General features: G+C 66.2%; 5 protein-coding genes. 2 read left to right on the forward strand and 3 right to left on the reverse strand.

The window, feature by feature from the left end; all coding sequences use genetic code 11:
* Nucleotides 1-90: 90 nt before the first annotated feature.
* On the forward strand, nt 91-993 hold the full coding sequence (locus ABGA94_RS08065; protein ID WP_375366967.1) for an ABC transporter ATP-binding protein: 903 nt from the start codon (nt 91-93) through the stop codon (nt 991-993).
* Nucleotides 994-1,005: 12 nt separating this feature from the next.
* Nucleotides 1,006-4,590, forward strand: a complete 3,585-nt coding sequence (locus tag ABGA94_RS08070; RefSeq protein ID WP_111127842.1) for an ABC transporter permease subunit — start codon at nt 1,006-1,008, stop codon at nt 4,588-4,590.
* A gap of 115 nt (nt 4,591-4,705) precedes the next feature.
* Here ABGA94_RS08070 and ABGA94_RS08075 read toward each other — a convergent pair whose 3' ends face one another.
* From ABGA94_RS08075 to ABGA94_RS08085, 3 genes are all read right to left on the reverse strand, one after another.
* On the reverse strand, nt 4,706-4,999 hold the full coding sequence (locus ABGA94_RS08075) for a hypothetical protein (protein ID WP_065177907.1): 294 nt from the start codon (nt 4,997-4,999) through the stop codon (nt 4,706-4,708).
* Nucleotides 4,996-5,460, reverse strand: a complete 465-nt coding sequence (locus tag ABGA94_RS08080) for a GNAT family N-acetyltransferase (RefSeq protein WP_032954000.1) — start codon at nt 5,458-5,460, stop codon at nt 4,996-4,998. Before ABGA94_RS08080 ends, ABGA94_RS08075 begins: the two co-directional genes overlap by 4 nt.
* Nucleotides 5,461-5,600: 140 nt before the next feature.
* Nucleotides 5,601-5,987 carry an SseB family protein gene (locus ABGA94_RS08085; protein WP_111127841.1) on the reverse strand — a complete coding sequence of 129 codons (387 nt, stop codon included), beginning with the start codon at nt 5,985-5,987 and terminating at the stop codon, nt 5,601-5,603.
* Between the last annotated feature and the right edge of the window lie 116 nt (nt 5,988-6,103).

Raw genomic sequence — 6,103 nt, forward strand, 5'->3', positions numbered from 1 at the left:
GGTTCTCCCCCCCATGACCAACGGCGGATGCGCACGGACGCGGTTGCGCGGATAACGCGCAGACATTGCCCATGGAAAGGTGTACGTCGCATGCTGAAGATCGATTCGCTGTCCAAGACGTACGCCAACGGCGTGCATGCCCTCAACAACGTCACCCTGGACATCCCGCGCGGCATGTTCGGCCTGCTCGGCCCGAACGGCGCTGGCAAGTCGTCGCTGATGCGCACGCTGTCCACCCTGCAGGAGGCCGACAGCGGCACGGCGACGCTCAGCATTCCGGGCGAGGCGCCGATCGACGTACTGCGCGACAAGGATGCGGTGCGCCGCCGGCTGGGCTACCTGCCGCAGGATTTCGGCGTGTACCCGAAAGTCAGCGCGCTGGACCTGCTGGAACATTTCGCGGTGCTCAAGGGCCTGACCCAGCGCGCCCAGCGTCGCGAGGTGGTCGATGGACTGCTGCAGCAGGTGAACCTCTGGGACGCGCGCAAGCGCAAGCTGGGCACCTACTCCGGCGGCATGCGCCAGCGCTTCGGCATCGCTCAGGCGCTGTTGGGTGACCCACGCTTGGTAATCGTCGACGAACCCACCGCCGGCCTCGATCCGGAGGAACGCAACCGCTTCCTCAACCTGCTGGCGGCGATTGGCGAGAACGTGGCGGTGATCCTGTCCACCCACATCGTCGAGGACGTGACCGACCTGTGCCCGACGATGGCGATCATGAACAAGGGCCAGCTGCTGCTGACCGGGCGACCGGCCGATGCCATCGATGCCCTGCAGCAGCAGGTCTGGCGCAAGCAGGTCGATCCTTCGGAACTGGCCGACCATGAAGCACGCTACGTGGTGCTCTCGACCCGCCTGGTCGGGGGCCGCCCAGTGATCCACGTGCACAGCGCCAACGACCCCGGCGATGGCTTCGCGGCCGTGGCTCCCGACCTTGAGGACGTGTACTTCCAGCGCCTGCGCCTGCAGGCCCGTGCCCGCGCGGCAGCCTGAGCGGAGCACACCATGATCCTCGATTTCTTCCGTTTCGAGCTGCGCGAGCAGCTGCGCTCCCCGCTGCTGTGGCTGCTGGCCGGGCTGTTCGCCCTGCTCGCCTTCGCCGCCGCCTCCAGCGATGCGGTGCAGATCGGTGGCGGTAGCGGCAACGTGCACAGCAACGCGCCCACCGTGATCGCGCAGATGCTGGGCATCTTCACCCTGCTCGGCATGCTGGTCACTGCACTGTTCGTCAGCAATGCGCTGCTGCGTGACTTCGAACTGGGCACCGCCGAACTGATCTTCGCCAGCCCGGTGAAACGCCGCGACTACCTGGCGGGGCGCATCGCCGCTGCCCTCGCCGCCGGGCTGCTGGTTTACGTGGTGATCGCGTTCGGGCTGTGGCTGGCACCGTTCATGCCGTGGGTCGATCCCGAGCGCATGGGCCCGATCAGCTGGCAGGGCTATGCGTGGACGTTCGCGGTCATCGTCATTCCGAACCTGTTGTTCACCACCGCACTGCTGTCGCTGCTGGCGGCACTGACCCGCTCGATCCTGTGGGTCTACATCGGCCTGGTGGCCTACCTGGTGCTGTACGGTGCCAGCGCGGCCCTGCTGCGTGACATCGACAATACGTGGATCGCGGTGCTGAGCGAACCGCTGGGCATGCGCGCCCTCGGCCGCACGATCCGCTACTGGTCCACCGCCGAACGCAACAACGGGATTCCCGAGCTGGCCGGTTACCTGCTGGCCAACCGTGCTCTGTGGTTGGGTGTGGCTGCCGCGCTGTTCGCCGCCACCTTCGCGCTGTTCCGTACCGAACGCAGCGGCAGTGGTCGTCGGCGCTGGGGCCGCAGGCAGGCGCAACCGGTTGCCGATGCCGCCAGTGTCCGCCCCACCCGCGCAGCACTGCCGCGCGTGGTGCCGGCGTTCACCGCCACCACGGCGTGGCGGCAGTTCCTGCGCCAGGTGCGCTTCGATACACGCGGCGTGCTGCGCAGCGTACCGTTCATCGTGCTGCTGGTGCTGGGCCTGGCCAACTTCCTGCCCAGCGCGCTGTTCCGGCAGACCCTGTACGGCACCTCGATCTGGCCGGTCACCTCGCAGATGATCATGGCCCTGCAGGGCGCCTTCAGCTGGCTGCTGGTGATCATCGTGCTCTTCTTCGCCGGTGAACTGGTCTGGAAGGAACGCAGCGCGCGTATCAACGAAGTGACCGATGCCATGCCGGTGCCGAACTGGGTGCCACTGCTGGCCAAGTTCACTGCGCTGCTGGCGGTGATCGTCTGCTTCCAGGCCGCCGGTGCGCTGGCCGCGATGGGCGTGCAGCTGGCCAAGGGCTACACCCATCTGGAGCCGCTGCTGTACCTGCGCAGCCTGGCGCTGGATTCGGTGGTCTACATCCTGATGGGGGGCCTGGCGCTGGTGCTGCAGGTACTTACCAACAACAAGTTCGTCGGTTACGCGCTGCTGATCGTGGTGGTGATCGGCCAGGGCGTGCTCGGCCTGCTCGACTACACGCAGCACCTGTACAACTTCGGCAGCTGGCCCAACGCGCCCTATTCGGACATGAACGGCTACGGCCACTTCCTGCCGGGGCAGCTGGCCTTCCAGGGCTACTGGGCGCTGTTCCTGCTGACGCTGATGTGTCTGGCGTCAGCCTTCTGGGTACGCGGTGTCAGCCAGGGGCTGCGCCAGCGCCTGGCGCTGGCTGGCCGTCGCCTGCGCGGCCCTACCGGCGCCTTTGCGGCGCTGGCAGCAGTGGCGTTCGTCGGCGTGGGCGGCTGGCTGTACTGGAGCACCAACATCCGCAACGAGTTCATCCCGCCCGACCAGCAGCTGGACCTGCAGGCCCGCTACGAGCGCGAGCTGTCGAAGTACCGTAACCTGCCACAGCCACGCATTGTCGCCGTGGACAACCGCGTGGACCTGTTCCCGGAATCGCAGTCAATGGTGATCGATGCGAACTGGACCATCCGCAACCTGCACGCGCAGCCCATCCAGGACCTGCATGTCTCAATGGGCGACGACAAGCAGCTGCTGGCCGCCGACCTCGGCGGGCAGAAGTTGACCTTCCACGACAAGGATCTCGGCTACCGCATCTACCGGCTGGACAGGCCGCTGCAACCCGGTGAAACCCGCAGCGTGCATTTCCGGGTGGTGCAGAAGCCCAACGGCATCACCGCTGGCCAGGCACCGAGCAACATCGTCGACAACGGCACCTTCTTCAACAGCCGCGTACTGCCGTCCTTCGGCTATAACGAGGGCGCCGAGATCAGCGACCGCAACGAACGCCGCAAGCGCGATCTCGGTGAACCGCGGCGCATGCCCAGGCTGGAAGACGAGGCAGCGCGGGCCAACACCTATATCTCCAATGATGCCGGCTGGCTCGATTTCCGCACCACGGTGTGCACCGCGCCGGACCAGGTCGCGCTGGCGCCGGGCTACCTGCGGCACGAGACCACGGTGAATGGCCGGCGCTGCTTCAGCTATGCCATGGACCGGCCCATGCTGAACTTCTACGCGTATCTGTCGGCACGCTGGGAGGTGCGCAAGGCGAAGTACAAGGACATCCCGATCGAGGTCTACTTCGAACCGGCGCACGGCTACAACGTGGACCGGATGATCGAGGCGGTGCAGAAATCACTGGCCTACTACGAGGCGAACTTCACGCCGTACCAGCACCGCCAGGTACGCATCATCGAGTTCCCGGGCTATGCCCGCTTCGCGCAGTCGTTCGCCAACACCATCCCCTACTCCGAGGCCATCGGTTTCATCGCTGACCTGCGTGACCCGGACAAGGTGGACTACGTGTTCTACGTGACCGCGCACGAGATCGCACACCAGTGGTGGGCGCACCAGGTGATTGGTGCCAACGTGCAGGGCGCAACGGTGCTGTCCGAATCGTTGTCGCAGTACTCGGCGCTGATGGTGATGGAGCAGGAGTACGGCCGCCAGCATATGCGCCAGTTCCTCAAGCGCGAGCTGGACGGTTACCTGTCCGGCCGCGGCGGCGAGGCCATCGAGGAACAGCCGCTGGAGCGCGTGGAGAACCAGCAGTACATCCACTACCAGAAGGGTTCGCTGGTGTTCTATCGGCTGCGCGAGGAAATCGGCGAGCAGGCCCTGAACCGGGCGTTGAAGCGCTTCCTGCAGGACAAGGGCTACCAGCAGCCGCCGTACACCACCTCACGCGAGCTGCTGGGCTACATCCGCGCCGAGACCCCGGCTGACCGCCAGCAGCTGGTCACCGATCTGTTCGAGAAGATCAGCTTCTACGACAACCGGGTGATGGCCGCCAGCGCCCGCAAGCGCGATGACGGGCGCTACGACGTGACCCTGGACCTGCACGCCGCCAAGCAGTACGCCGATGGCAAGGGCAAGGAGAGCGACGCGAAGATGGATGACTGGGTCGAGATCGGCGTGTTCGCCAACGGCCCGTCGGGCAAGGAGCGCGACCAGAAGGTGCTGTACCTGCAGCGCCACCACATCACCAGCGCCGCGCCGAAGATCACGGTGACGGTGGACGAGAAGCCGGATGAAGCGGGCTTCGATCCCTACAACAAGCTGATCGACCGGGTGAGCGATGACAACCGGCGCAAGGTGACGATGTGAGGGAGGGGGCGCCGGCCTGTGCGCCGGCGCTCCACGCAACGCGTGCGGGCTTGGCTCGGCCTTGCTGTGGTGCCGAGCCCTGCTCGGCACCTTGTCCAGGACAGCCGGCGAAGGTTCAGCGCACCGGGGACTTCGGCCCCAGCAACGCCAACAGCACATAGACCACGATCGAGGCGACCGTACCTAGCGCTGCCGGTACCCCGAACGCCCAGCCCGAGCGCCCCTGCTGGCGCGCCCACTGGGCCAGATGCCAAGCCGCGCCCAGGTTGATCAGCCAGGCGATGACAAACACCGGCCACTGCACCATGCCTACCGCGCGCAGCAGGGGCATGGCCACCAGGGCCGCAACGATGGCCACGATCAGGAAGATCAGGGCCGAGCGGGAATGGCGTACCGTGGATGCGCTCATGCGGCCAACCTGCGCACCATCACCAGCACGCGATAGCTGCGGTTGTCGGCTTCCTGCACCGGCTTCCAGCCCAGCCGCGCATACAGACCACCATCCAGGGCCTCGGTCTGCAGGTACAGGTCGGAAACGCCCATCCGCGCGGCCTGTGCCGCAGCCTGTTCGACCAGACCACTGGCCAATCCGCGGCCGCGATGGCTGTCGGCCACGAATACACTGCCCAACCAGTACTCGTACTGTGGAAAGGCCTGCATCTCGCGGCGCTTGAGCTGGACTGCACCGACCACCTGCCCATCTTCGAAAGCGGCGATCAGGTGCGGGAAACCTTCAGCATCCTGCGGCGGGTCGAGCCGTTGCAGTTCCTGTTCCAGCGTCAGGCCGGCGTCCCGGCCCCATTGCGCGTGGTACCACTGCGCCAATTGCTGTCGTTCCGCTGCGTCGGCAGGCAATACCCTGAACTCCATGACCAGGCCTCGATCCCGATGTCGCCCAAGGGGATCACGGACGGCGTTCGAAGGGAAGCCTTCTGTAGCGTCGAGCCTTGCTCGACTGAGCGGGCATTGCGCGAACGGCAGCCGAGCATGGGCTCGGCTGTACAGGACAATCAGCCCTGCGCGAAGTCCTTCAGGATCTCGCCGATGCCGCTGGGCGAGATCTCGAAGCCCAGCGGGGTGCCCGGATTGATCACCACGCCGTAGCCACCCGGCACGCGACGCAGCACGTCCAGCATCAGCCAGCGGATCTGGTGTTCGGCCTGCTGGCTGTAGATGCCCACCCGCGACGGATCGGTGAACACGGCCACGTGCAACGTGCCCTGCTTGTCGAACAGCAGCGGGTCGAAACCGCTGCCATCGGGGGTCACCAGGCTGCCGGTCTGCAGCACCACCTCGGAGGCGACGAAGGCTTCCATGAAGGCGCGGATCGGCACCGCCCCGTCCATCGCCGCCTTCAGCAGGGTTTCGATCGGGGTCTGCGGGGCGAGGTCGGTCATGGCGATACGGCGGGGCGTGAGGGGTGCCTATTGTGCCGGATGTGGTTCCCCCGGTAGTGCCGGCCGCTGGCCGGCACCTGAAGGGACCATGGATTCATGAGTTGCCGGCCAGCGAC

It is taken from the genome of Stenotrophomonas sp. 3diitr2024, assembly GCF_042136455.1.
Lineage (GTDB): Bacteria > Pseudomonadota > Gammaproteobacteria > Xanthomonadales > Xanthomonadaceae > Stenotrophomonas > Stenotrophomonas sepilia.